The 25,376-nt window shown below is 63.1% G+C and carries 17 protein-coding genes; 12 read left to right on the forward strand and 5 right to left on the reverse strand.

The window, feature by feature from the left end; translation table 11 throughout:
* Window positions 1-7: 7 nt before the first annotated feature.
* The 5 genes from KI237_RS26475 to cobG all read right to left on the reverse strand — a co-directional run bounded on the left by KI237_RS26475 (window position 8) and on the right by cobG (window position 11,783).
* A complete protein-coding gene (locus tag KI237_RS26475; protein ID WP_212797707.1) occupies window positions 8-7,078 on the reverse strand; it encodes a TcdA/TcdB pore-forming domain-containing protein in 7,071 nt (2,356 codons plus the stop codon).
* A 344-nt stretch (window positions 7,079-7,422) separates the two neighbouring features.
* Window positions 7,423-9,114, reverse strand: coding sequence for a precorrin-3B C(17)-methyltransferase (gene cobJ / locus KI237_RS26480; RefSeq protein ID WP_212797708.1), 1,692 nt, complete (start codon window positions 9,112-9,114; stop codon window positions 7,423-7,425).
* On the reverse strand, window positions 9,114-9,845 hold the full coding sequence (locus KI237_RS26485) for a precorrin-2 C(20)-methyltransferase (protein WP_212800699.1): 732 nt from the start codon (window positions 9,843-9,845) through the stop codon (window positions 9,114-9,116). Before KI237_RS26485 ends, cobJ begins: the two co-directional genes overlap by 1 nt.
* The gene (locus KI237_RS26490) at window positions 9,845-10,471 is read right to left on the reverse strand and encodes a precorrin-8X methylmutase (RefSeq protein ID WP_212797709.1); all 627 of its coding nucleotides are present in this window, start codon (window positions 10,469-10,471) and stop codon (window positions 9,845-9,847) included. Before KI237_RS26490 ends, KI237_RS26485 begins: the two co-directional genes overlap by 1 nt.
* Window positions 10,464-11,783 carry a precorrin-3B synthase gene (gene cobG, locus KI237_RS26495; RefSeq protein ID WP_283246278.1) on the reverse strand — a complete coding sequence of 440 codons (1,320 nt, stop codon included), beginning with the start codon at window positions 11,781-11,783 and terminating at the stop codon, window positions 10,464-10,466. The genes KI237_RS26490 and cobG overlap by 8 nt, the downstream gene beginning before the upstream one ends.
* A 529-nt stretch (window positions 11,784-12,312) precedes the next feature.
* On the opposite strand from cobG, the gene cbiE reads away from it, so the two are divergent.
* From cbiE to urtA, 12 genes are all read left to right on the forward strand, one after another.
* The gene (gene cbiE / locus KI237_RS26500) at window positions 12,313-13,524 is read left to right on the forward strand and encodes a precorrin-6y C5,15-methyltransferase (decarboxylating) subunit CbiE (protein ID WP_212797711.1); all 1,212 of its coding nucleotides are present in this window, start codon (window positions 12,313-12,315) and stop codon (window positions 13,522-13,524) included.
* Window positions 13,517-14,614 carry a cobalt-precorrin-5B (C(1))-methyltransferase gene (locus KI237_RS26505; RefSeq protein WP_212797712.1) on the forward strand — a complete coding sequence of 366 codons (1,098 nt, stop codon included), beginning with the start codon at window positions 13,517-13,519 and terminating at the stop codon, window positions 14,612-14,614. Before cbiE ends, KI237_RS26505 begins: the two co-directional genes overlap by 8 nt.
* On the forward strand, window positions 14,611-15,333 hold the full coding sequence (locus KI237_RS26510; RefSeq protein ID WP_212797713.1) for a cobalt-precorrin-6A reductase: 723 nt from the start codon (window positions 14,611-14,613) through the stop codon (window positions 15,331-15,333). The genes KI237_RS26505 and KI237_RS26510 overlap by 4 nt, the downstream gene beginning before the upstream one ends.
* 244 nt (window positions 15,334-15,577) lie before the next feature.
* Entirely contained in the window at window positions 15,578-15,988 is a 411-nt protein-coding gene (locus KI237_RS26515; protein WP_212797714.1) for a DUF2946 domain-containing protein, read from the forward strand.
* A 46-nt stretch (window positions 15,989-16,034) separates the two neighbouring features.
* Window positions 16,035-16,514, forward strand: a complete 480-nt coding sequence (locus KI237_RS26520; RefSeq protein ID WP_212797715.1) for a copper chaperone PCu(A)C — start codon at window positions 16,035-16,037, stop codon at window positions 16,512-16,514.
* Between the two features lie 57 nt (window positions 16,515-16,571).
* Window positions 16,572-16,955: a DUF2946 domain-containing protein gene (locus KI237_RS26525; protein WP_212800700.1), complete on the forward strand. Its 384-nt coding sequence runs from the start codon at window positions 16,572-16,574 to the stop codon at window positions 16,953-16,955.
* 84 nt (window positions 16,956-17,039) lie between these two features.
* Window positions 17,040-19,166, forward strand: coding sequence for a TonB-dependent copper receptor (locus tag KI237_RS26530; RefSeq protein ID WP_212797716.1), 2,127 nt, complete (start codon window positions 17,040-17,042; stop codon window positions 19,164-19,166).
* Window positions 19,167-19,365: 199 nt separating this feature from the next.
* A complete protein-coding gene (locus KI237_RS26535; RefSeq protein WP_212797717.1) occupies window positions 19,366-20,745 on the forward strand; it encodes a PepSY-associated TM helix domain-containing protein in 1,380 nt (459 codons plus the stop codon).
* 200 nt (window positions 20,746-20,945) lie between these two features.
* A complete protein-coding gene (locus tag KI237_RS26540; protein ID WP_212797718.1) occupies window positions 20,946-21,734 on the forward strand; it encodes an ABC transporter ATP-binding protein in 789 nt (262 codons plus the stop codon).
* Window positions 21,731-22,678 (forward strand): ABC transporter substrate-binding protein, encoded by a 948-nt coding sequence (locus KI237_RS26545; RefSeq protein ID WP_212797719.1) that lies wholly within the window; start codon window positions 21,731-21,733, stop codon window positions 22,676-22,678. Before KI237_RS26540 ends, KI237_RS26545 begins: the two co-directional genes overlap by 4 nt.
* A complete protein-coding gene (locus tag KI237_RS26550; RefSeq protein ID WP_212797720.1) occupies window positions 22,675-23,685 on the forward strand; it encodes a FecCD family ABC transporter permease in 1,011 nt (336 codons plus the stop codon). The genes KI237_RS26545 and KI237_RS26550 overlap by 4 nt, the downstream gene beginning before the upstream one ends.
* A 324-nt stretch (window positions 23,686-24,009) precedes the next feature.
* The gene (gene urtA, locus KI237_RS26555) at window positions 24,010-25,275 is read left to right on the forward strand and encodes an urea ABC transporter substrate-binding protein (protein WP_063323138.1); all 1,266 of its coding nucleotides are present in this window, start codon (window positions 24,010-24,012) and stop codon (window positions 25,273-25,275) included.
* Window positions 25,276-25,376 lie beyond the last annotated feature (101 nt).

Genomic DNA, 25,376 nt, shown 5'->3' on the forward strand with positions numbered 1-25,376 from the left:
CCCGCGATCAACCCACCTCATTGATTTCCACCCCAGACGATTCGTCCGACAACTGTTTCAGCGGGACGCCGTTCTGAACGTTCTGCTGGGTGTCCAAACGCTGGACCAGGGCCGAAACGGGATAATGTCGATTCCCGCCAAAACTGAGCAGGGCTTCCCCACGCAAGTTGATATCGGCCGCATACACCTCGCGAACAATCACGCTGTGCCCACTGTCCGGATCAATGATCACCAGGTGTTCCTCGACGCGACTGAGCAACAACTGGTCAGGCTCATCCAGCTCCCAGATCAATTTGCCGGGGATGGTCGCCGTGCTGCCCAAGGCATGCCGGCAGTCGAGGATGACAGACTTGACCCGCCGCCAGGCCGCTTTTGACAGCCGGTAACTCACCGCGCCTTGCCCCATGCGCAGGATCAGGGTCGTGACATCATCCGGCATCAGCGCCAGCAGATCGTCGATCTTCATGTCCTGGCCCTCGACAACCAGCACCTCGCCTTCGCGCTGGACATAACTCAGTGGCCCCACGTGCCCCGCCTCCGGCAAGGTCAACAGCTTTCCATTCGTGCTTTCATGCAGTAATACCTGGGTCTGGCGTTGGGTTCCCAACAACTCGAAAGATTGCGCAATGGCGGTCCTGGGAACCCGGATCATACGTCCGGTCTTGGCGACGAACCATGTCAGGCTACCGGGCTCCTCCACCGACAGCAGTGCCCTGTGAAACGCCTGGGTGGTCAACTGCCTGAGCCCCTCTTGCACCCGGCCATCTTGAGCGAGCAGCCATTGATGGGTAACGCCGGCAATCGAGGCTGGCTCCCGGTCTCGTAACGCGACCACCACCCCTTCGAATGTCACGCCACGCAACCCTGCCCCTTCAACCGCCAGCTCGACAAACTGCCAGGGCGCCCACTCACGCTGCGCTCTGGGTAGCGCATTGGCCTGCAGCAAGTGTGAACCCTGACCAAACGCCACCTCCAGTTTCTGCGGATCGATAAAGGCCTGACGATAGACGTCACCCCTCGAAACATCGAATAACCACGCCGCCTCGCCATCCGGGGTAGCGCCGAGCAGGCGTACTTCCTTTGCGTCGCCCAGTCCCGCCAGCAACAGCCTGTTGCCGACGTACCAGGCACACAACTTGGCGTCTTCGTTGAAGTTGCGCAAACCGATAAGGGCAAAGCGCTCGCTTGCGTATCGCCGGGCCAGCGACTCCAATGCCTGCCACCAATGCCCCCGATCCTTGAACCACGCCTCGTTCACGCCGCCCAGCGCGAGGTCGCCCTGGCTCGTCAGGTTGAAGAACCGGCCATCGGATGTCAGCGCCACATAACCGCTCTCGACAGCGATCACATTCTCCAGCCTGTCGGACTGCAACCACCTGTTGGACCACTGCCCCTGGCCCGCGACCAAGGTTCGCTGCCTGCGGCACAGCTCCTTCGCGAGCCGGTCATACACAACAAACCTATCGCTGTCGTCCGCCAGCGGGAGCAGCGTCAGGTCCGTCATGTTCTTGATCGAGTCGGCCCAGCCACGGGGATGGCCACGTCTCGACGCAGGACGAATAATCAAGCCGTCCTTGTGGCGAACCCAGGCCATGTCCCGTAACTGCGCATCGCTCTTCCAGCAGACCGAAACGAAGGGGGCCGGTTGCCAATTGACGGTGGCAAAGGTGTCCTCGTTGCGAACAGACGGGACAAAGGGGTAATCGCTGCCCAATACCTCAGACCAATCGGCCAGTGTCTCGCTGGCGCTGAAAATGGACTCCAACGCCGGATCCAGATCCCGTGTGACCGAACTGAGCAGCAGTTGCCCTTCGTGGATCACATACACCAGTACATCGCGGGTCTGATCCTCGCGAGTGAGCTGCTGCACGACATGGATCACCCCCTGCGCATCCGCCTCGACACGCTGGATGATGGCGGTCGCATTCCTTGTGCTGCGCAACCAATAGCGATGGCTCATCAACCCGGTGACCGCGTCGGCTTGCCAGATGATCAGATTCTGTGGGTCGTAGAAATAGCAGGCGCCGCCTACCACCGCCCCCAGCACCGCCCCATCGACGCCCGGTAACTCGTCGCGAATGAACAGGAAACGGTCATCCTTGGCGTCATACCAGGCCGTGACGTAGCGAGGCTCGTCCGGCTTCTCGAACGGCACCAGGTAACGATGAACCGGCGTATACGGCATTGCCAGGCGATGCTGCCTGGCAAGGGCCCTGAAGTGCTCCTGTAACGCCTGCCGATCCATGCCCGCAGGTACATCCTGCTCGACAACCACGAGCTTGCCCGCCTCCACCTTGAACACTTGATTCTGGGCGATCCGCAGCAGCACGTCATGACGCCCCGTTCCAGTGAGCGTCACCTGGACATCACCGATGAACAGTCTCGTGTAACGCTCGAGCCGGATATCACTCTCCTGGGCCCAAGGGGCGTCCAACACCCAACTCGAGTTCAACGGGCGCGTCGTATCCAGGGTCAGGCTCACGCCGGGATGGAGCACCACCGCACAGCGCTTGCCGGCGCCCTGGATCTCATAGGTGATTTTTCCGTGCCAGCTCGGCGGCAGCACGGGTACCACCAGCGAGCGATCGACGCCATCGAGCAACACCTTGAGCACCGTCGGCCGATAATCCGGGACCAGGCGATAAAGGATGTAGTCACTGGGGAAGGAGTAGAAGGAAAACAGAAACAACCATCCTCCCTGCGCCGTCTTTTTTTCCAGGCGCCGTGCCGTGTCGAACCCGGTGTCATGGCGCAGCCTGGCGAAGGGCAATGCCTTGTACTCGTAGCGGTAACAGGTTTGCGGCGTGCAGGGCAGGACGATGGCCGAGCCTGTCGGTGGCGTGAATCGAGCTCGACCTGGCAGATTCAGCTGTCGACGGATATCAATCGCCCGCTCGTAATCGTCATCGAAGGTGGGCACCCCGAAATGATCGCGCAGCGGGTACAGTTTGGGGCTGTCCAGCATCAACTCGGCGCGGGTCAGGTCCAGCGTCTGCACGATCAGCGACGAACGCGGCAGCCATGCAGCACCGCTGGCATCGGACCGATAGGGCTGGAGATGGGCGGTTGCCACTTCATCGAAAAACAGCCCGACTTGCTTGGCTTCTTCGGCAATGGTGGCGAAGCCCTGGGCCAGCGCCGCCACCCCCACCGCCAACCCGCCCAACATCACGGCAGCACCGCCCAACAACGCTCCAGCGGTGGTGGCACCGGCGGCGTAGGCGCCCACCGACAACATCAGGCTGGCCGAGTCGAACGCCAGTTGAGTACCGAACTGAGCACGTGCAACGGCGTTTTGTGCAGTCGACAACTGGTAGATGTCGAACCCGACATTCGCCAGTTGCAGCAATCCTCCGGTCGCTTCGCTCACGCTGCTCCCCACTGCCGCCTTGACCACTGGCGCAACGGTGTGGGCAATCAGTTTCTCCTGGGCCAGTGCCTGTCGAACCAGGCCGACCAAGCCGGCGATATCGGCCACGTTGCCATGCACCAACTGCGCGTAATTGACATAGGCATGCAAGCGGACCGCCAGGCTCAGGGGCCGATCAGGCCCCTCTCGGCCCCGCAAGGCGTTCATCAGCGCTTGTATGGCGAAGCCGGCGTTCAGGGTATGGACGCTGCCCACCTCGGTCGGATCGCTCGCTATGGAGGGTCTATTGGCCAAGGCTGAAAAACGTTCCGAGAGGTAGTTCTTTATCCGCAAGAGTCGATGGTCGTTCGTGACGGCCCGCACCAGGTGCTCCGGATTTGCAGGATCGATCAGGCTTATCCGGTACGATCCGTTCGACATGACCTCCAGGGTTTCGAACAACGGCACAAAGTGGGGGGCCAACTGATTTGTCTGCCGAAGGCCGCTCGTCACATGCTCAATCTGCTCGCCCCACCAGTGACCATCCAGCACCAGCAGGCAGTTGCCCAGCCGCGGATTGCTCTGCAGCGACTGCCCACGAGCGTTGATCAACCGCTGCCGGACAGGACGCTGCACGTGGCCGGGCAACGCGCCAGGCTGCAGCAGTTTCGAGACCTGGACGGCACCCGCCAATGTCATCCGCGACACCCGCGCGCCGTCCAGTTCGATCAGGTCGAACGTCGGGCGCGCCGCATCGCCATACGCCGCGTAATGACTGGCCATCTTCTGCTGGAGGAAGAACTGCTCCAATGCCTGCCTGAACCGAGTCGAATCCTCGAATTCGAATAGCCCAAAATTCGGATCGTAGAAGTGATAAGTGCTGCGCTCGCCTTCCAGGGTCTTGGCTACCAGCATCGCGTGATTATCGGAATTGAGCATCAGCGTGCTGGTGGCTGTCCTGGCTTGCAGAATGTCCACGATCGCATGCAGGTCCGAGCGAGCCAGCGCACTGCCGACATCGCCGATCTGCACATCGCGCAACGACTCCACGCACTGTACAAAGGTCGCCGAATCGCTGGCCCCCGGCTCGATAACCCCCAGGTAGAAGCGCTCGCGCAGGGTGTTGACCGCCGCCTTGCCCTCCGACAAGGCCGCCGCCATTGCCAGGGCCAGGGGATAACAACGTCCGCCGACCCTGTCGCCTTCGCCCTGGAGCAGTAGATCCTGGGGCACCAGCTTGATCGTGTCAGCTTCGAAATCGTCCAGGACGGTACCGAGGCGCTCCACGATCCGGACACGGTATTCCAGCTGCGCCACCTGCCGGATGCGGGCCACCTGCCGGCCCCATTGGCGCAGTGTCAAAGGTTGTTCCAACGCGGCTTTCTTCAGCCCCAAGGCCGTTTCGTCATGGCCTGGCGGATCATCGGTAGCGCTGGCAAGCCCGGCCAGAAAGGCTGGGGCCTTATGCTGATACAACGCCTGCTCAATCGTCGCGTAGCGGCCAGCGGTGCCATGGGTAGCGAGGTTGTTGGCCAGGTTATCCAACTGCGGGCGAACCGCGTCGAAGCTGCGATTATCCAAGGTCTTCGCACCGGTCAAGGCACCCAGCAGCAAGCGTTGCAGGGGGCTCAGTTGCGCGACTTCGAAACGCCCTTCGGCAAATTGCTTCAGGAGCTCGGCGATGGACAACTGCCGCGTCTTCGCGTCACCCAACGAAGCAGGCGGCAACACATCGACGCCTTGGGCGAGAATCGCCTGACGCTCATCAAAGCCCAGCGGTATGGCCTTGTCGAACGTCACCACGCCGTCATGGCTAAGATTCATGCTCTGCTTGAACGGCTCACCCAGCTCATCGGCCAGGTGTTGCAACAGCTCGGTGGACAGCACATACCGCCCCTCGACCACCGGCCAGCCGTCATCGAATTGGAGGGTGCGATATTTGAGCAACTGCGCCATCTCACCCGCATAACGCGCCTTGAACTGACCCTCTTGCCAACGTTTTATCTCATCGTTGAGCCATTGCCGGGTGTCACTCTGGTTCTCTTTCCAGGAATGATCCAGCTCCTCCTCGGTGGCGCTATTGACGGTGCCGATGGCGGCAATGGCGGCCCCCTCCCGCCACTGTTCAGCGGTTCGAGGCGTAAAGTGTGCGTTCAGGTACTGCGCCAGGCCCTCACGCATGGCGCTGGGCCCGGTCAGATAGATCGTGCCTTCGCTCTGGGGACGGATGCCATCGCTGTAGTAAGCGGCGGCCGCCTCGACCAGAAAAGCGGCGCCCATTTCCGCTTCCGGCGGCAACTCATGGAACGCACCAAAAACCTGCGTCGCGGCCTGCCGCGCCAGGCCGCTCATGGCCTCGACATCGGTGAGGGCCACATTGTGTTCGTCGGCCAGGCGCGCGGTGGCATCGACGATTGCATAATTGCGCCTGAAACGCTCGAGTACGCTGTTAAGCATCGCCGCCCCTGGGTGGGCCATCAGGAAGGCGTTGCTCAACGAGTTTCGTACCGTCACGGCTCGCAGCTCGTATGGACGAGCCAGGCGCTGCGCTGGCGGGCAGAAAACGCGGTTCAACTCGGGTCGGCTTCTGGCGAAACGCTCGAGTGCATCGCGATGCTCGGCCGGGATCGCGCTGGAATAATCCGTGTATTGACCGCGCAAGGCCTGGCGGCCAGGCATCCATTCGGGATTTCGATCAAGCAACAACTGCAGCACGCCCAGGCGTGCGTCGGTCTTGAACCCGCGAATGTCCACCTCGCCCAGCGTGTCCAACAGGGGCGGCAGGTGATCGATATCGACGTAGCTGCCACCCTCGCTGAGCAAGGCTTCGATCCGCACGATATCGGAGCCACCCGCCAACATGCCGCGCAGACAGATCTCGCGTTCGTAGATGTCCCGCAAATGCAACGGCGCTTCACCGGGGGCAACGTCGCGCAGTGCCAGGCCGTCCCCAACCAAGGCCATGAGGCTGAGACGGTTTGCGTTCATCAAGGCCTTCAACCGTGCCTTATCCTGCCCATAGGCCCGAACCAGCAGATCGATTCTCGCGTCGTCGGCGCTGGCGCCGCTTTCCACCGCCTTCTTGATATGGGCGTACATCTGCTGCTTGAGGACGATGGCGCGCTCTTCATAACGGTCGCCCAACACCAACGCATCGCGGCTGGCCTGTGCGCCATTGAGCATGGCATCGGCCTTGGCGGCTTCGACGATGATCCGGTTGGTTTCATGGGCCAGCAGCGCGTCGCTGTCGTACCAGAGGTTGAGGCGATAACCCTCTGCGCCCATCACCTTTTTCCAGACATTGATGTAATCACGCTGAATCGCCCCGACGCCGCCCCCGAGCCAGACAAAATGCAGGATTTTCGGCACCTCGCTGGCCGGCAGTTTCAACTGTTCGAAACTGTTGTGCAGACGCGTTTCGAACCCTTCTATCTTGTTATACGTCTGCACCAGTTCCGCAGCCCTGGCGCCCTCCGAATTCAACGGACCTGCGGCACGACGAGGCCGGCTACTTCCCCGCAAGGCGCCTACCGCCTGCTTGAGCAGCCCCAGCGGTTCCAACATGCGTGGCGAATCCAACAAGGCGATACAACCGAAGTAATACCGAAGCACCGCATCATATTGTTCGGAGCCCTTGTAGGAAATTAATGCCTGTTCAAGATCCTTGAGTTTCAATAACCCCACAAAATCGACGTAGTTATCCGTCGGTGAAAATTTGGATTCACTCATAAACAACACTTCCATTTATTGTATAGAGACAAGAAAAACTTCACGCATCCATGCGCGGCCGGGCCATTGAGGGCTGGCTACCTGGCTAAAAATGCCAATCAACTCAAACAACAGTTCTTCCCAATGGGCGGGACAGAAACATAACGGTCATTGACACGCAGCTCAACTAACAAGGAATTCAATAAGTTTCAAATCACTCAGTGTTCAAGCTTGTTTCTTCACCACACAATAAGTGCAGTACGGGGAAGTTTTTATCCAAGCAGTCATTGAACAGACTTGCCCATGCAGAGGCCAGAACATCATGGGCTCAGGTGACGGTGGCCCGAACAGGCCACCGGGTTTGATCAAACAGGTTTGTTGCCATACCAACGCGGTGTGTACACCCAGTCGCCACCCTGGGCGCGTGGAAATACGCACGTGGTGGAGGAGCCGATCAGCACCATGGTGCGCATGTCCACTTGATCCGGGGTCAACTGCCCCAGGGTCGTGACACGCAGGGTCTGCCCCGGACGACCGATATCGCGACCCAGCACCACTGGCGTTTGCGCGGTGCGATGTTGCCCGACGATCTCCAGTGCCCGGCCCAATTGCCATGGCCGGGACCGGGAGATCGGGTTGTAGAAAGCCAGGGCCAGGTCGGCTTCAGCCGCGAGATCCAGGCGTCTTTCGATGATCGACCAAGGCTTGAGGTTGTCCGACAGCGACATCACACAGAAGTCATGCCCCAATGGCGCACCGGCCTGGGCGGCGGTGGCCAGGGAGGCCGAGACACCCGGCAGGACCTGCAAGTCGACGTTGTGCCAATGGGTATCCGTGGACTCATGCAATGCTTCCAGTACCGCGGCAGCCATGGCGAACACGCCCGGGTCGCCGGACGACACCACCACCACGGAGCGACCCTGGGCCGCCAGTTCGAAAGCATGGCGAGCCCGCTGCATTTCTTCGCGGTTGTCGGTGCAATGCTGCACCTGATCAGGCCGGAAGGGCCCGGCCATGCGCACGTAGGTTTCATAACCGAGCACATCGTTGGCACGGTCGAGTTCGGCGCGCACCGCCGGCACCATCAACTCGGCAGCGCCCGGGCCCAGGCCGATCACCGCCAGGCGCCCGCGCGCACGACCGATCTGCTGCGGATCGAGGGGCTGCTCGGTCACGGCGATAGCATGACTACCCATGACCTGTAGCGATGCGGGTTGACCGAGGGCGTCGCTCAGCCACGTTTCGAGGTTGCTAGTGGCCGCAGCAAAACGCAGCGGCACCCCTAGCGCCGAAGCCGTTTCGTGCAACTCGGCACGGGCCATGTCGCTGTCCGCCGCCAACAGGCACGCCAGCGACTGCACCGCGAGGTCAGCCTGTTCCAGTAGCGCGCCGATGTCCGGCGACGCCCCTGCACTCAACGCCACCAGCACATTGCGCGGATAAATACGCAGCTCATCCGCCGCTGGTGTTCCCGCCGCACTGTCGATACGGATCGCCAGCCGCGCCTGTTCATCCTCGGGCAACTGCGCCTGATCCAGCCACGGCGCGGAACCGTCGATGCGCACCGATTCGCCGGCCAGCAGGTCGGACACAAAGCGCTTGCCCTGCTCAAGGTCGCCGAGGCTGTAGCCGCTCGGTGGATTGAGCAGGCAAGTGCCAAAACGCAATTCGCCGCTGGTGGTGATCGCGGGGGCGACTTGCAACGCCGCCGCAATGTCACGGGCCATGACGTTGACGCCACCCAGGCCACCGAGCAGCGGCACCACCGCGCTGCCATCCTCGGCCACCGCCAGCACCGGCGGCTCGACGCCTTTTTCCAGCAGCAGTGGCGCCAGGGTGCGGATGACGATGCCGGCCGCGCACAGGGCGATGATCGGCGAACCGTGTTGATAGAGCTCGCGCAAGGTCGCACCGAACTCGAGGTACTGACGGTCCGTGTCCTCGACCCGCCCGGCCAGGCCGTGGATCACGGCTTCGGGATAGAGCTGCTGAATCCGTCGGGCCGTGGCAAGGCTGCCCGGGCCGAGGATGACGATGGCCGGAGCGCTGGAAGTCATCAACCCTGCCACCGTTCGCCCGGCACGATGATCAGCGAGAAGTACGGCGACGACATCGGCTCGACTTCATCCAACGGCACGATTTTCTGGTTGGCCATGGTCGCTCGCTCGACGTACAGCGCTCGCCCGTCCATGCCCAGCTCCTGAAGCACTTGGCGAACCTTGGGAAAATTGCGCCCCAGCTTCATGATCACCGCCGCATCGGCATCGGCCAGGCGCCGCTTGAGATCGTCGTGGGGCAAGACGCCGGAGAGCACCGACAGGCTCTGGTTGCGATAGACCAGCGGCGCACCGAGCACCGAGGCGCCGCCGAGCATCGAGCACACACCGGGAATGACTTGGGCCTCATAACGCTCGGCCAGGCGATCGTGCAGGTACATGTAGGAGCCGTAGAAGAACGGGTCGCCCTCGCAGATCACGGCCACGTCGCGACCGGCATCCAGGTGCACGGCCAACTGTTCGGCGGCCGTGTCGTAGAAGTCGGCGATCACCTCTTCGTAGGACAGCGGCGCCGGCAGCGCTTCGGTGGTGACCGGGTAGACCAGTGGCAGCAACGTCTGCGCGTCCTGCAAATGCGCCTCGATGATGCCGAAGGCGTTGCCCTTCTTGCCCTTGGCGACGAAGTACGCCACCACAGGCGATTCGCGCAGCAGGCGCAGGGCCTTGACCGTAATCAGTTCCGGGTCACCGGGGCCCACGCCGAGACCGATCAGACGTCCAGACTGCTGCATCATTCAATCTCCGTAGCGAGGGCGTTGACGGCAGCGGCGGCCATGGCGCTGCCGCCCAGGCGGCCCTGCATGATCACGAACGGCACGCCGCGGCTGTTGGCCGCCAGCATCGCCTTGGACTCGGCGGCACCGACGAAGCCCACCGGAAAACCGAGGATCAGTGCCGGTTTCGGCGCGCCGGCATCAAGCATTTCCAAGAGATAGAACAGCGCGGTCGGTGCGTTGCCGATGACCACGACGCTGCCTTCCAGGTGCGCACGCCACAACTCCAGCGCCGCCGCCGAACGGGTGTTGCCCAGCTCCAGGGCCAACGCCGGCACGCGCTCGTCGCGCAAGGTGCAGATCACCGGATTGTTGGCCGGCAGGCGCGCCCGGGTCACGCCCTCGGACACCATCCGCGCATCGCACAGGATCGGTGCGCCGGCGGCCAGTGCCTGGCGCCCGGCCGTGCCCGCGCCCTCGGAAAACTGCAAGCCATCGATGGCCTCGACCATGCCGCAGGCGTGGATCACCCGCACCGCGAGTTTTTCCAGGTCGGCCGGAATGCGCGCCAGGTTGGCTTCGGCGCGGATGATCGCGAAGGAGTTGCGATAGATCTCCTGACCGTCGCGGATGTAATCAAGCATCAAGGGGGCTCCGGGGGCGAGCGTCAAGCCAGTGGCCGAGCGCTTCAATAGTCAGATTGTGTGCCTGCAACGCGCCGAAACCCGGCAGCGTGGCATCGCGAAAGTACAGGTCATAACGACCGGGGGCGACCGCCAGCAAGGTGACGGGCGCGATATGGGCCGCCGCGCAGGAACGCGGACAGCCCGACAGATGAATCTTCAGGGCATGGCCTTGGCGTTGCAGCAGCTCGGCCAGTTGGCGGGCGTCGGCCTTGGTGTCGGCCAGGGCTTTACCGCAGCCACTGGAGCCGGTGCAGGCGATGAGCTGTGCCAGGGGCTGATCGACCGAGCACAACAGGCCCAACCCCTCAAGTCGCGCCAGCACTTCGTCGGCGTCCTCGCGGCGCACGTTGGGCAGCAGCAGGCTTTGCCAAGGTGTGAAGCGAAGGCTGCCGTCGCCCTTCTCCCGCGCCAACTGCGCCGCCCCCCGCAGCATGACCGCATCGAGCCGGCCAAGGGGCGCTGCGGCACCGACGTAGAAACGGTCGTCGTGCTGGGGATGAATACCGATATGCAGTCCGTCGATAGACCCGTCCCGTTGCCAATCCAGGCAAGTTTGCAGCGACACGCGGCGGGCCAATCGGGTCATGAATTCATCGGTGGGGATTTCAGCCAGCAAGTGACGCATGCGGATCTGGTCCGGGCGGGCCAAGTCGAGAAACAGCTCCAGCACCGCCACCATCAAGGCATGCCCCTGGGCCAGGGGCACCCTGCCCGCCGGTTTATCCAATGGGGAACCGGCCAAGCCGAAGGCCAGCCAAGGCTCGCCATCACGGACCAGGGCCGACAACCACAGGTCGTGGTGATGTTCGAGCATCGCCAACGCTTCCCCACCGTCCAACTGCACGGCGAACTTGGCCGACAACTCAGGGAAGCGTTCATGGGTTTGCAGGGTGAAGAGGATCTGGGCCGCCAACGGGCGGGTGTCGAACAGCATCTGCCGGTCGATCCCGGCCGAAGGGCTGAGCATCAGGTTGCGCACGTCATCGCCGGCCGCCTTGCGCGGGCCAAGCCCGGCGGCCAGCAATGGCTGGATCAGCGCGTCGTGCCCGGGACCGATCCCACGAATTTGCAGGTTGGCCCGGTTGGTCGCCTCGATCACGCCCCCGGCAAACCGCTCGGCCACCGACGCCACGACGTCGGCCTGATCCGCCTGGATGGCACCGCCATCGAGCTTGATCCGACAGATCCCACCGTCCAGCGCTTGGACGACACGCAGCAACCCCGGGCAACCGGAGGGGCGTACGACGTTGGAGGATGGATGTTCGTTCAAGGGAAAACCGACAAATAAGACACGCCGCATCGGCGAAGGACCGCCATTATGCCTGCTTTGCCGGGGGTCATGAAAAGCTTGCCGGTCGGATTGAAGCGAGAGGGCTCAAGAACGCGGGCTGCCTGATCCAATGAGGTTGTCTGTTATGCCGCCATCGCGAGCAAGCTCGCTCCCACAGTTTTGATCAGGTTGTGCGCGGATTCTGTGTCCACCCCAAATCCCCTGTGAGAGATTCTGTGTCCATCCCCAAATCCCCTGTGGGAGATTCTGTGTTCACCCCAAATCCCCTGTGGGAGATTCTGTGTTCACCCCAAATCCCTGTGGAAGATTCTGTGTTCACCCCAAATCCCTGTGGGAGATTCTGTGTTCACCCCAAATCCCCTGTGGGAGCGAGCTTGCTCGCGATAGCGATCTGACGGTGAAGATGATGTTGCGCCAGGCGCCTGATCCGCCGGGGCGCGGTATGATGGCGGCCCGGTTCGCGGCGGCAACACGCCTGTCGATCAACCCAATTATTCGAGGAACAGAGATGACCCCCTGGCTGACCATAGTGGGCATCGGTGAAGACGGCTTCAAGGGCCTGGGCCGAACGGCTCGCCATGCCTTGTTGCGGGCGTCACGCATTGTCGGCAGCGACCGGCAACTGGCGCTGCTTCCGCTGTGTATCCGTGGCGAACGAGCGCTGTGGCCCAGCCCGTTCTCCCTGGAGCCGCTGCTGGCGCGCCGGGGTGAACCGGTGTGTGTGCTGGCCAGCGGCGATCCGATGTTCTACGGCGTGGGCGCCAGCCTGGCGAAACAGGTGCCAAGTGATCAGATGCTGATCATCCCCGCGCCCTCCTCCTGCTCTCTGGCCGCGGCGCGCATGGGCTGGCCGTTGCAAGAGGTGGTCACGCTGTCGTTGGTGGCGCGGCCCCTGGCGGTGCTCAATGGGCATTTATCCACAGGCGTCAGACTGTTGCTGCTGAGCAACGATCGCCACAGTCCCGCCGCCGTGGCGACGTTGTTGCGCGAGCGGGGATTCGGCCCGAGCACCCTGACCGTGCTGGAGCATTTGGGCGGTGCGGCGGAACGACGGATCGACGGTTGCGCCGCGCAATGGTCCGATGACACCGTCGCCGACCTGAACCTGATCGCCCTCGAATGCCGGGCCGAACCGTCGACACAACGCCTGTCACGCCTGGCCGGTTTGCCGGACACCGCCTTCGAGCATGACGGCCAGTTGACCAAACGCGACGTGCGCGCCATCACCCTCGCCCGCCTCGCCCCGACGCCCGGCGAACTGCTCTGGGATGTCGGCGCCGGCAGCGGTTCCATCGGCATCGAATGGATGCGTGCCCACCCCAGTTGCCGGGCCCTGGCCATTGAAGCCGACGAAGGCCGCCAAGGCTTGATCGAACGCAACCGCGACACCCTCGGCGTGCCCGGCCTGCAACTGATTCGCGGCAAAGCCCCCCAGGCGCTGGAAAACCTGGAGCGACCGGACGCGGTGTTCATCGGTGGCGGCGTCACCCGTGAAGGCGTGCTCGACGCCTGCTGGGCCCAACTCAAACCCGGCGGTCGGCTCGTCGCCAACGCCGTGACCCTGCAAAGCGAAACGACCCTGATGCACTGGCGCGAACGTCACGGCGGTGAACTGACCCGCATCCACATCGCCCAGGCCCAGCCATTGGGCGAGTTCGACACCTGGCGCCAGGCCTTGCCGATCACCTTGCTGGACCTGACGAAATCTCTCGATGCGTGACGAAACCGCCGAACAACCCGCCCCCTTGCGCAGCGGCCTGACCACCGGCAGTTGCGCCACGGCCACCAGCCTGGCGGCCGCGCGATTACTGCTGCGCGGCACCGAAGCCGATGCCGTGGAAATCGTACTGCCCAAGGGCAAGCAGGTGCAGATGCGCCTGGAGTTCTGCCGACTGACCGAACAGGGCGCCGAAGCCGGGACGATCAAGGACGCGGGCGATGACCCGGACGTGACCCACGGCGCGCTGTTGTTTTCCCAGGTGCGCTTGATCGCCGAGCCCGGTGTACGTTTCGTCGCGGGTCGCGGCGTCGGCACGGTGACGCGACCAGGGTTGGTACTGAACGTCGGAGAACCGGCGATCAACCCGGTGCCGCGCAAAATGATCAACGACCACCTGGGTCGGCTGGCCGAGGAAAGCAATTACGCCGGCGGTTTCGAAGTCACGGTCAATGTCGAGGGCGGCGAAGCCCTGGCGCTGAAAACCATGAACCCACGGCTGGGTATCCTCGGCGGCTTGTCGATCCTCGGCACCAGCGGCATCGTCCGGCCGTTCTCCTGCGCGGCCTACATCGCCTCGATCCACCAGGGCATCGACGTGGCGAAAACCAACGGCTACCTGCACATTGCCGCCTGCACCGGCAACGCCAGCGAAGACACCATGCGCCGGGTCTACAACCTGCCGGAAATCGCCCTGATCGAAATGGGCGACTTCGTCGGCGCCGTGCTCAAGCATGTGCGCAAGGTGCCGGTGGAAAAACTCAGCCTCTGCGGCGGCTTTGGCAAAATCAGCAAACTCGCCGCCGGCCACATGGACCTGCACAGCCGTCATTCGAGCATCGACCTGCCACAACTGGCCGAGTGGGCCGCCGCCATCGGTGCCGATGAGGCGTTGCAGCAAGGTATCCGCGCGGCCAACACCAGCCAGCAAGCCCTGGCAATGGCCAGCGCCACCGGCATCGCCCTCGGCGACGCGGTGTGTGAACATGCGCTGGCCTTCGCCCGCAGTGTGGTACCGGCCGGGGTCCAGGTCGAAGTCTTCGCCATCGACCGCCAGGGCGGGATCGTCGGTCACGCCGGAGCCTTTCAATGAAACGCATCCTGCTGCTGGGCGGCGTCACCGAAGCCCTGGCTATCGCCCGCACCCTCGGGCCACAGCACATCTACAGCCTGGCGGGCATCGGCCGCATCCCCACCGACCTGACCTGCGAAGTACGGGTCGGCGGCTACGGCGGCGTCGAAGGGTTGGCGCACTTCATCCGCGCCGAGGGCATCGACCTGTTGCTGGACGCCACCCACCCCTACGCCGCCCAGATCAGCCATAACGCCGCCCAGGCCGCACGCGCCTGCGGCATCTCCTGTTGGGCCCTGCGCCGCCCGGTCTGGCAACCCCGGCCCGGCGATGACTGGCGTGAAGTGGCCGACTGGGCCGAACTGATCCAAGCCCTGAAACCCTTCCACCGTCCCCTGTTCACCCTCGGTCGCGAACCGCTGCAACACCTGCACGAAATTCCGCCAGGGCAATTCTGGACCCTGCGTGCGTTGGATGTTTATCCCGGCAATGAACGCTGCGAAGTGATAGGTGCCCGTGGGCCGTTTCACATCGAAAGCGAGCGTGAACTGTTCGAACGGCGACGGATCGATGTGCTGGTCAGCAAGAACAGTGGCAGCACGGCTACCGAGCCCAAGCTGGAGGTAGCGCGGGAGCGAGGGGTGCCGGTGTTGGTGTTGAAACGGCCAGTGTTGCCGGGGGTGGATCGGGGGTTTGGGACGGTGGATGAGGTGTTGCAGGGGCTACGGCAGTTGGCCTGACTGCCTGTTCTGTTGCCACGCCAAAAACAACAGATGCGACTCCCTGTCAAACGCTGTATCAGGATTGAGGACCGCTTCGTCGCACAGCGAGGGTAAGCTTCCCCGCGACAACAACACTCACTCGACGATCTGTTGCTACTGTTAACACCAGCCCTGCGACCCTACACCGCACATGGCTTTTTTACTTCTCACCCCCGATCAGGCTAAATACCGCCACCTGATCGCCCATCGAGCGGATTGCCACATGTCCCGACAACGGCTTGCATTTGCCTGGATCGCCTGCTTCGCAGTGCTGTTCAACATGCTTGCCATGCCGCTTTCCGGCAGCGTTGGCGCGATGGCGAATGCGCAGGCCCAGTCGCCGGCCGACCAGGTGTTGTGGGGCAGTTTCTGTTCCGCCAGCGGCACGAAGATGCTGGCGATTTCCTTGGGCAAACTCGAACAAGACACACCGCAAAAAGACAATCACTCGACGATGCAGCATTGCTGGTGCTGCTCAGGTTCAGCGCCGTTGGTGGCGCTCGCCGGGCATGTCCCGCAGTTGTATCTGGATGCACAGTTGGCCCATCGCGGTGCCGTCCATTCAACGCTCGACAGCCCCACGCCACGCCAGCAATGGCCCAGCCTCAATCCCCGCGCTTCGCCTCTGGCTTGATTCTTCCCGCATAAAACTGCGCCTTGAATCGTTCCGGAGAATTGCCATGTTGAACAGACTTATCCTGCTGGCTGCCCTATTGCTTCCCACAGGCTTCGCCCAAGCTCACCAGTACAAGGTGGGCGAGCTTGAAATCGCCCATCCGTGGTCCCAGGAGCTGCCGCCCAACGCACCGACCGTGGCCGCGTATTTCGTGATTCACAACGGCGGCACCACCGCCGACAAACTGCTCAGCGTCGACTCGCCGATTGCCGGCAAGGCCGAACTCCATGAGCACGTGATGCAAAACGACCTGATGAAAATGCAGCCGGTGCCCGTCGTTGATATCGCCCCCGGTGCGACCGTCACCTTCGCGCCGATGGCGTATCACGTGATGCTGCTGGACCTGAAGGACCGCAGCCTGCTCAGCGATGGCAAACGCTTTGCCATGACCCTGCATTTTGAAAAAGCGGGGGATGTCACGGTCGACGTCGCGGTGCAGAAAAAAGCCCCTGACGGCACCAACACGCACATGCACGCCCAGTAGACGTAGCCGTCCGTGCAACCGCTTCGCACCAGGCCGTCCATGCCCCGCCGTCAGCCCATGAGCCTGACACGCGGCAGCTGGATCAGCCTGTTCGCCATGCTGATGATCTTTATCGGTCCGCTGATTTCCCAGTCGATGCCGATGGATCAGCGCATGTCCATGCCTGTGTCCATGAGCATGGAGATGAGCATGGACATGACGGCGCACGAAGCGCCGGCAGCCAAACATTGCCCGCCCCAGGGCGAGCATCATGCGCTTTGGGAAAAATGCGGTTATTGCAGCCTGCTGTTCAATTGCCCCGCGCTGCCTGGCGGTCACACGTTCGCGGTCTTCGACACACCTCACACCAACACCTACACCAGCCCCTCCCCACGCCTGGGCCATGCCCGGCCAGCGTTTTTCCCCGGTGCCCGCACCCGCGCACCGCCCCTCGACGCGTAAGCCCGACACTTACCTCACCCCGGTCGCACAAGACAGCTTCAGGCTGCCCGACCGTGTCGTCTACGTCTGTTCGATGGAATCATCATGTCCAGGTTTTCTGCTGACATCGCTTTGGGCGCTGCCCAGGCTCGCTGCTCCCTGAACGAGCCACGGGTTCGTTTACGCCAAACCGTTGCCGCCCTGTGCGGACTGCTGCTCACCCCACTCGTACTCGCCGATGAGCACGACCATCACGACCATCAGGTCGAAGAACTGAGCCCGACGGTCATCACCGCCATCGCCCCCAGTTCGCCCCTGACCGTCGTCACCAACCCCAAGGACCCGCGTCAACCGGTGCCGGCCAGTGACGGCGGCGACTACCTCAAGACCATCCCTGGCTTCGCCCTGGTACGCAACGGTGGCACCAACGGCGACCCGGTGTTGCGCGGCATGTTCGGCTCACGGCTGAACATCCTCACCAACGGCAGCATGCTGTTGGGTGCTTGCCCAGGCCGGATGGATGCGCCGACCTCCTACATCTCGCCGGAAACCTACGACAAGCTCACCGTCATCAAAGGCCCGCAAACCGTGCTCTGGGGCCCCGGCGCATCGGCCGGGACCGTGCTGTTCGAGCGCGAGCCGGAACAGTTCGGCGAGCTGGGCACCCGGGTCAACGCCAGTGTGCTGGCCGGTTCCAACGGTCGTTTCGACAAAGTGGTGGATGCCGCCGCCGGTGGGTCGCTGGGGTATGTACGGGTGATCGGCAACACCGCGCATTCGGACGATTACCGCGACGGCAATAACGACAGCGTGCCGTCGCGCTATGACAAGTGGAATGGCGACATCACCCTCGGCTGGACGCCGGACGCCGATACCCTGCTGGAGCTGACGGCCGGCAAGGGCGACGGTGAAGCGCGATACGCCGGGCGTGGCATGGACGGCTCGCAGTTCAAGCGCGAAAGCCTCGGGCTGCGTTTCGAGCGCTCGAACATCGGCGAGGTGCTGGACAAGGTCGAGGCCCAGGTCTACTACAACTACGCCGACCACGTGATGGACAACTACACGCTGCGCACGCCGTCCGGCACCGGGATGATGGCTGGGCCCATGGCCTCCAACGTCGACCGCCGTACCCTCGGCGCCCGCGTCAAGGCCACTTGGCGCTGGGCCGACGTGCAGTTGATCGGCGGCCTGGACGCGCAGACCAACGAGCATCGCCAACGCAGCGCCATGGGCGTGGATACTTACAAGGACCTGCCCTACACCAAGGACGCCGACTTCCACAATTACGGCGTGTTCAGCGAGTTGACCTGGTACGCCGCCGACCGCGACAGGGTGATCACCGGCGCCCGGCTCGACCGTGCCTCGGCCAAGGACTACCGCCAGAGCATCGGTTCCGGCATGTCGGCCCGGCCCAACCCTACCGCCGATGACACCCGTGCCGACACGCTGCCCAGCGGTTTCGTCCGCTACGAACACGACCTGGACGACAGCCCCACCACCCTCTATGCCGGCGTGGGTCATGCGCAACGCTTCCCGGACTACTGGGAGCTGTTCTCGGCGAACGTCGGCCCCAGCGGCTCGCTCAATGCCTTCGACGCGATCAAGCCGGAGAAAACCACCCAGCTCGACTTCGGCCTGCAGTACAAGAGCGAAACCCTCGAAGCCTGGGCGTCGGGTTATGTCGGGCAGGTGCGCGACTACATCCTGTTCGATTACACCCCCGGCATGATGGGCACCACCTCCCGGGCCGAGAACATCGACGCGCGGATCATGGGCGGTGAACTCGGTGCGGCCTACCAGCTGACCGAGCACTGGAAGGCCGACGCCACCTTGGCCTACGCCTGGGGCAAGAACAGCAGCGACGGCAGCGCCCTGGCGCAGATGCCCCCCCTGGATGCACGCCTGGGCCTGACCTACAGCGAGGACCGCTGGAGCGCCGGCGCCTTGTGGCGCGTGGTCGCGGCACAGAATCGTGTCGACGAAAACCGCGGCAACGTGGTGGGCAAGGACTACGGCAAAAGCTCGGGCTTCGGGGTCTTCTCGCTCAATGGCGCTTATCGCATCAACAAGCACTGGAAGGTCAGCAGCGGCGTCGACAACCTGTTTGGCAAAGCCTACGCCGAGCACTTGAACCTGGCCGGCAACGCCGGGTTCGGCTACCCGGCGAGCGACCCGCAGGCCATCAACGAACCGGGGCGCACGCTCTGGACCAAGGTGGACATGAGTTTCTAAAAGCATCGCGGGCAAGCCTTGCTCCCACAGGTATTCCATTGCTGAGGGAACACAACTTGTCCCACAGGTATTCCATTGCTGGGGAGCACAACTTGCCCCACCGCAATGACAAATACTGTGGGAGCAAGGCTTGCCCGCGATCGGTTGCCCCGCAACCGAAAAACATAACAACCCCATTTGCCCTGCGGAGCGCTTTGCAATGAGCCAACCGAAACCCAATTTCTACAACCTGGCCTGGCGCTGGCATTTTTATGCCGGGCTGTTCGTGGCGCCGTTCATGGTGATGTTGGCCCTGACCGGGATCATTTACCTGTTCAAACCGCAACTCGACCCGTTGATGTACGGCAGCCTGTTGAACGTGCCCGCCGGCCATCACACCCTGGCGGCGGACGACCTGCTCAAGCAGGTTCGCCAGGCTTACCCCGAAGCTCAGGTCAAACAGTACTTGCCTCCGGTCAATGCCGAGCGCAGTGCGCAATTCGTGGTGATCGACAAGGGTCGGGAACTGAATGTGTTCATCGACCCATACCACGGTGATGTCCTCGGCGAGCAGGATGCGAAGAACAACCTGCAAGCCATGGCCCGGGCCATCCACGGCGAACTGCTGATCGGCACCGTCGGTGACCGGCTGGTGGAAATGGCCGCCGGCTGGGGCGTGGTGCTGGTGGTCTCCGGACTGTACCTGTGGTGGCCGCGCGGGCAATCGTCGGCCGGCGTGCTGTGGCCGCGCTGGAGCGCGCGCGGGCGGCTGTTCTGGCGCGACCTGCACGTGGTCGTCGGTTTCTGGGGCGCGGCATTGCTGCTGGTGATGCTGCTCAGCGGCATGACCTGGACCGGCTTCTGGGGCAAGCAATACGCAGACCTCTGGAACCGCTTCCCGGCAGCGATGTGGAATGACGTGCCCAAGTCCGACGTCGAGGCCGGCAGCCTCAACAACGCCCACCGCCAGACCGTGCCATGGGCTGTGGAAAACACCCCGATGCCGATGTCCGGCGACCATGCCGAGCACATGGGCCACGGCGGCATGCATGAAGGCCCCGCCGCCCCGACGGTCAGCCTGCAAGCGGTGCAGGACATCGCCACTGAACGCCAGGTCACGCCCGGCTACAGCATCACCCTGCCGACCACGGCCAGCGGCGTGTTCACCGTCGCCGTGTTTGCCGACGACCCGCGCAACGACGCCACGCTGCACGTGGACCAGTACTCCGGCAAGGTCCTGGCCGATGTGCGCTGGGAGCACTACGGCGTCGTTGCCCGTGCCACCGAAACCGGCGTGATGCTGCACGAAGGCAAGATGTTCGGCCCGCTGAACCAGATCATCGTGCTGCTGATTTGCCTGATGATCCTGCTCAGCGCCGTGAGTGGCCTGGTGATCTGGTGGAAGCGCCGGCCCCAGGGCAAGTTCGGCGTACCGCCGCTGCGTCACGACCTGCCGACCTGGAAGACCGGGGTGTTCATCATGCTGGCCCTGGCGCTGGTGTTTCCGTTGGTGGGGGCTTCACTGGTGGTGGTGTGGTGGCTGGACCGGCTCGTCACCCGGCTCAATCGCCAGCCTGAGATTGCCTCATCTTCAAACTGAAGCCAGTGCGTTAACGGAAGGCGGCGCGAAAGCTCTACAATCGCGCCCGCTTTCCAAGCTATAGACACCCTCCCTTGTGGGAGCGAGCTTGCTCGCGATGGCGGCACCACTTCAACAAAGATGCAAGCTGAACCAGCGCTATCGCGAGCAAGCTCGCTCCCACAGGGGATGTGCGCGCCCCCAACGACTTGAGTAGTTTCATGACCTCGCTAACCCTCTCCCACCTCGCCTGGACGCCCCTGGGCCATGGCCACTGTCATCACCAGTTCCAGCTGCGTGACGTGACGTTGCAGGTGGCGGCCGGAGAGTTTGTCGGGTTGATCGGGCCCAACGGCAGCGGCAAGACCAGCCTGTTGCGCTGCGCCTATCGCTTCAGCCGGCCGGAACAGGGCGAGGTAAAACTCGAGCATCACAACGTCTGGAAGCAGTCCTCGCGCTGGTGCGCCCAACGCATCGCCGTGGTCCTGCAAGAGTTTCCCGACGCCTTCGGCCTGACGGTGGAGGAAGTGGTCGCCATGGGCCGCATGCCCCATAAAGGTCTGTTCGACGGCGACAATCATGACGACCGCCGGCGGGTGCTCCAGGCACTGGAATCGGCCGGGCTTGCCGGCTTTGGCGACCATGCATTCGCCACCCTCTCGGGGGGTGAGAAGCAACGGGTGATCCTCGCCCGGGCACTGGCCCAGCAACCGCAGTTGTTGATCCTCGACGAACCGACCAATCACCTCGACCCCCACTATCAATTGCAGTTGCTGCAACTGATCAAGGGCCTGGGCATCGGCACCCTCGCCAGCCTCCATGACCTGAACCTGGCTGCCGCGTTCTGTGATCGCCTGTACGTGATCGAACACGGACGCATCGTCGCCAGCGGCACCCCCAAGGACGTTCTCACCGTCGAGCTGTTGCGCGAGGTGTTCGGCATCGACGCCCTGGTGGATGAACACCCGCTGTCCGGCTACCCACGAATCACCTGGATAACCCAACCATGACCTTGCGTTCCCTGCTATCGCTTGCCCTGCTGCTGGGCAGTACTCACGCCCTGGCCGAGGCCACGCGCTACCCATTGACGATACAAAGCTGCAACCGCCAGGTGGTGTTCAACGAGGCACCTCGGCACGCTGTCAGCCATGACATCAACATGACCCAGATGATGCTCGCCCTGGGCCTCAAGCCGCGCATGGTCGGCTACAGCGGCATCAGTGGCTGGAAATCGGTGACGCCCCAGATGGCGAAGATCCTTGATGGCCTGCCGGAACTGGCGGCCAAGTACCCGTCGGTGGAAACCCTGCTCAATGCCAACGTCGATTTCTTCTTCGCCGGTTGGGACTACGGCATGCGGGTGGGTGGCGACCTGACCCCGCAGACCCTGCAACCGCTGGGCATCAATGTCTACGAACTGACCGAATCCTGCGCGTTCGTGATGAAGCGTCCAGCGGCCTCGCTGGAGGACACCTACAACGACCTGCGCAACCTCGGGAAGATCTTCGACGTGCAGGATCGCGCCAACGCGCTGATCGCCACGATGCAGGCCCAGGTGGCCGAAGTGCGCAAACACCTGCCCACCCAGCAACCGCGCGTGTTCCTGTACGACAGCGGCGAAGACCGCGCCATGACCTCCGGGCGCCTGGGCATGCCCCAGGCCCTGATTGACGCGGCCGGTGGGCGCAATATCCTCGATGACGTGGAAACCAGTTGGACCCGGGTGAACTGGGAGAACGTGGTCGAGCGCAACCCGCAGGTCATCGTGATCGTCGACTACGGCGAAGTCAGCGCCGAGCAGAAACAGCAATTTTTGTTGAACAACCCGGCCCTGCAATCGGTGGAGGCGATCCAGCAACGGCGCTTCATTGTGATTCCCTACGTGCAGGCCACGCCTGGCATCGATAACGTGCTGGCGGTGCAAACCCTGGCCCAGGGTTTTCGCGGCCAATGAACGGTCGTCGCTATGGCGCCCTGCTGATGCTCCTCGGCGCACTGCTGCTGGTGTCGTGCGTGGTGTCCCTGGGCTTCGGGCCGGCGCGGGTGCCGGTGACCGTGGTCTGGGACATCCTGCTGAACAAGGCCTTCGGTGCGGGCGAGGTCCATTGGACGCCCGGCCAGGAACATATCGTCTGGCTGATCCGTGTTCCGCGACTGTTGCTCGGTGCCTTGGTCGGCGCGGGGCTGGCGTTGATCGGCGCGGTGCTGCAAGCGGTCACGCGCAACCCCCTGGCCGATCCGCACTTGCTGGGCGTCACCTCCGGCGCGACCTTGGGAGCGGTGATCGTGGTGTTGCATGTCGGTGAGATCATCGGCCTGCTGACCCTGCCGCTGGCGGCGTTCATCGGCGCACTGCTGAGCATGCTGCTGGTGCTGACCATCGCTGCCCGCCAGGGCCGCCTGGAAAGTGATCGGCTGCTGCTGTGCGGCGTGGCGGTGTCCTTCGTGATGATGGCGGCGGCCAATCTGCTGTTGTTCCTCGGTGATCATCGCGCCAGTTCGGCAGTCATGTTCTGGATGCTCGGTGGCCTGGGCCTGGCCCGCTGGGAACTGCTGGCCGTGCCGGCCGCCAGTGTGGTGCTGGGACTGGTGTTGCTGCTGGGCATGGCCCGACCGTTGAACGCGCTGATGGCCGGCGAGCAGACCGCCGTGACCCTGGGCCTGAACGCGACGAAGGTGCGGCTGTGGATCTTCTTGATCGCCTCGCTGATGACCGGCGTGCTGGTGTCCATCAGCGGTTCGATTGGTTTTGTCGGGCTGATGGTGCCGCACATTGCCCGGCGTCTGGTGGGCGCCGAGCATCGTCGGTTGTTGCCGGCCTGCGTGCTGCTGGGCAGCCTGTTCCTGGTGTGGGTGGATGTGGCGGCGCGGACGCTGATCGCCCCCGAGGACTTGCCCATCGGTGTCGCTACCGCCGCCATCGGCGGGTTGTTCTTCATCGGCCTGATGCGCCGCCGCTGAGCGCTACCTGACTTGCCAAACAACCTGTGGGAGCGAGCTTGCTCGCGATAGCGGCAGATCAATCAGATCAGAAGTGACTGACACACCGCCATCGCGAGCAAGCTCGCTCCCACAGGGGACTTGCAACCCTCTCGCCCTAATGTGGCGCACCTCCTCGCACCAGTCCCCGCAATGCGTTCATTCATGGTGCATTAGCTCGCGGGCATCCCACACCAACCCCGCATTTCCAATGCCTTTTGCCGACCGGGCACACCCCTTGCAAAAGCGCTTTCAGCGTTTGCATCTGCCCTCGAAAAAAACTCAAAAGACCACGGAGATCGCACCATGAAGCGTCGTAGCTTGATCAAGGCTTTTACACTCTCGGCAAGCATTGCCGCGATGGGCATGGCCTGGACCGTACAGGCCGCCGAGACCATCAAGGTCGGCATCCTGCATTCGCTGTCCGGCACCATGGCGATCTCCGAGACGTCCCTCAAGGACATGGCGCTGATGACCATTGATGAGATCAACGCCAAGGGGGGTGTGAACGGCAAGAAGCTTGAAGCGGTGGTCGTGGACCCGGCGTCGAACTGGCCGCTGTTCGCCGAAAAGGGTCGCCAGTTGCTGACCCAGGACAAGGTCGCGGTGGTGTTCGGCTGCTGGACGTCGGTGTCGCGTAAATCGGTGTTGCCGGTGTTCGAAGAACTCAATGGGCTGCTGTTCTACCCGGTGCAATACGAAGGCGAAGAGATGTCGCCGAACGTGTTCTACACCGGCGCCGCGCCGAATCAGCAGGCGATTCCGGCGGTGGAATACCTGATGAGCGAAGAAGGCGGCAGCGCCAAGCGCTACTTCCTGCTGGGCACCGACTACGTCTACCCGCGCACCACCAACAAGATTTTGCGCTCGTTCCTGCACTCCAAAGGGGTGGCGGACAAGGACATCGAAGAGGTCTACACCCCGTTCGGCCACAGCGACTACCAGACCATCGTGGCCAACATCAAGAAGTTCTCGGCCGGCGGCAAGACCGCGGTCATCTCCACGGTCAACGGCGACTCCAACGTGCCGTTCTATAAAGAACTGGCGAACCAGGGCCTGAAGGCTACCGACGTACCGGTCGTGGCCTTCTCGGTGGGCGAGGAAGAACTGCGCGGCATCGACACCAAGCCACTGGTAGGCAACCTGGCGGCGTGGAACTACTTCGAATCGGTGGATAACCCGGCTAACAAGAAATTCGTCGAGTCCTGGAAAGCCTACGCCAAGGCCAAGAACCTGCCAGGCGCCGACAAAGCCGTGACCAACGACCCGATGGAAGCCACCTACGTCGGCATCCACATGTGGGCGCAAGCGGTGGAAAAAGCCAAGTCCACCGACGTCGACAAAGTCCGCGAAGCCCTGGCCGGCCAGACCTTCGCCGCACCGTCGGGCTACACCCTGACCATGGACAAGACCAACCATCACCTGCACAAGCCAGTGATGATCGGCGAGATCCAGGCCGACGGTCAGTTCAACGTGGTCTGGCAGACCGAAGGCCCGATCCGCGCCCAGCCTTGGAGCCCGTTCATCGCCGGCAACGACAAGAAGCCTGACTATGCGGTGAAGAGCAACTGAGCCCATGGGTGTCGGCCCGAGCATGACGCTTGGGTCCGACACAAACCCCTGTGGGAGCGAGCTTGCTCGCGATAGCGGACTCACATTCAACAATGCGTGAC

The organism is Pseudomonas sp. St316, from assembly GCF_018325905.1.
GTDB lineage: Bacteria > Pseudomonadota > Gammaproteobacteria > Pseudomonadales > Pseudomonadaceae > Aquipseudomonas.